Origin of the sequence: Pseudomonas sp. (assembly GCF_049645325.1) — a bacterium.
Lineage (GTDB): Bacteria > Pseudomonadota > Gammaproteobacteria > Pseudomonadales > Pseudomonadaceae > Aquipseudomonas.
Genome location: NZ_JBARTQ010000124.1, coordinates 1 through 2272, shown reverse-complemented (window position 1 = coordinate 2272; position 2272 = coordinate 1). Strand labels below are relative to the sequence as shown.

Here is a 2272-nt window from a genome sequence, read left to right as displayed (position 1 = left end):
TCAGTGAATGTGTTGGGGCGCCGCTTAACCAGTCAGGCCTGCGACCCGCCTCGATTACCAATGCTGAAGCTCCTGTACGAGGGCCCCCATGACGGCGAAGATTGATTTCTTAAAAGCAATCGCCAGCGAAGCGCAGGCCAAACGCTCGATCACCGCGGGTACGGAAATGCCAGCGTCTGAAAAGACAGACGATCTGGGTATATCCCCGCCAGATGATCAATTCACGACGAAAGAGTTCCAACCACCGACGAACGGCTCACCGAGTTCCGTGCCACACCTCGCCCGGGCGCCCGCTGTTTCTACCGGGACCCACTCTTAGGCGGGGGCGGAGCTCAACCCCGAAGACAGTCCGCTTGACGGCTCGGTGCCATGGCCATAGCGCAGATACAGCGCCGGTATCACGAACAGATTGAGCAGTGTCGACGTCGCAAGCCCGCCGAGGATCACGACCGCCATTGGATGCTCGATCTCGTGGCCGGGCAGATTGCCGTAGACCACCAGCGGCGCAATCGCCAAGGCCGTCGTGATCGAGGTCATCAGGATCGGCGCCAACCGCTCACGGGCACCGCGCAGCACGAGTTCCGGTCCGAACCCGACGCCTTCGACGTGCTCGAGATGCTGGCAGTGGTCGATGAGCAATATACCGTTGCGCGCCGCGATGCCCAGTACGGTCAGGAAGCCGACCAGTGAGCCCAGCGAGATGACGCCGCCGCCGATGTAGGCAGCGATCACGCCACCAACCAATGCTGCCGGCAGGAGCATGAACGCCAGCGTGGCCAGCCGCCAGCTGCCAAATGACATCTGCAGAAGAAAGAAGATGCCGATAACGGCAGCAATAGTGGCCAGCGACAGCGCATTCGTTGCCGCCTTGCGCTCGGCGTATTCTCCAAGCTGCTCGACGTGGTAGCCAAGCGGGAGACTGATCGTTTTCAGCCGCGCATCGACATCGCGAACGATAGAGCCAAGGTCGCGGCCATGCACGTTTGCATTTACGTCCATGCGGCGCGAGACGTTTTCACGCTTGATGATGTTGGGCGTTGGTTTTATGGCGATTTCCGCCAGATCCTGCAGTCTGACGTAATCGCCCGCCGGTGTGTCGATGAGCATGTTCTTGAACTGGGTGAGGCTGTGGCGCATGTCTGGAGCGGTCCACACGAAGACATCGTATACTTTGCCCTCGCGGTGAATGTCGGTTACCTCGATGCCAGCCATCACGGCGGCTGCCTGGCGCCGGATGTCTCCGGGTTTGAGGCCGACCGAGCGGGCCTTGGCGATATTAACGCGCACCTGCACCTGTGGGATCAGATTCTGATACTCTTCATGCAGGTCGATCAGACCGTCGATGCCCGTCAGCGCCGTCTTAACTTCCAACGCCTTGGCTCTTAGCACCGCAAGATCCGGGCCATAGATGCGCACCACGATGGACTCACCAGACCCCGTCAGCACTTCTTTAATGCGCTCACGCAGGTAGGTCAGAACGTCCCGGTAGAGACCCGGATAACCCGCCACGACCTCTTCAACTTTTTTGCGTGTGGTGGCGAGGTCGACTTTGGGATCGACACTGATCCAGTTCTCCGTAAAGTTGATACCGTATGGCTCGTCGCCACCCACGGCACGCCCGATGTGGGCACCGAAATTTCGCACGCCCGGAATGGCTCGCAGTTCCTTGCTCGACTGCACGGTAATTCGATACATCTCTTGACGTGACGTCCCGGGTGGCGTGACCCAGTGCATCAGGAAGTCACGTTCCTGGAATTCAGGCAGCAGCGACTGGCCGAGTATCGGCCAGATGCCTGCGCCGATCAGGGCGGTGACGATCGTTGCTGCAAACATCGATCGAGGTGCTCTCAGGATTGGCGTGAGCAGTCTTGTATAGCGCGCCTGCAGCCAGGGCACGATCGGTGATTCCCGTTCCGTCAGCCCCTTCTCGCCGAGCAAAATCAGCGCCAATGCCGGCGTGACGGTCAAAGCCACGATCATTGAAGCCAGCATGGCGAGCAGGTAGGCGACTGCGAGCGGCGTAAAGAATGCGCCTGAAAGGCCACCCATGAAGAACACCGGTGTAACGGCCAGCACGATGATCAAGGTCGCAAAGAGGATCGGGCGGCGAATTTCCAGCGAAGCCAAAAAGACAACGGAAGCGGTTGATCTCGGACTAGCCTGCCGGCGGTTTTCACGCAGGCGGCGGACAATGTTCTCGATATCAATGATGGCGTCATCGACCACCGAGCCGAGCGCGATGATCAGTCCCGCCATTACCATCGTATTGATG

At 59.6% G+C, this 2272-nt stretch carries 1 protein-coding gene; it reads right to left on the bottom strand.

Annotated features, from left to right (window positions below; genetic code table 11):
* Positions 1-315: 315 nt before the first annotated feature.
* Positions 316-2272, bottom strand: a 1957-nt coding sequence (locus WBB95_RS05435) for an efflux RND transporter permease subunit (protein ID WP_424486626.1), incomplete at its 5' end; no start/stop codon positions are given.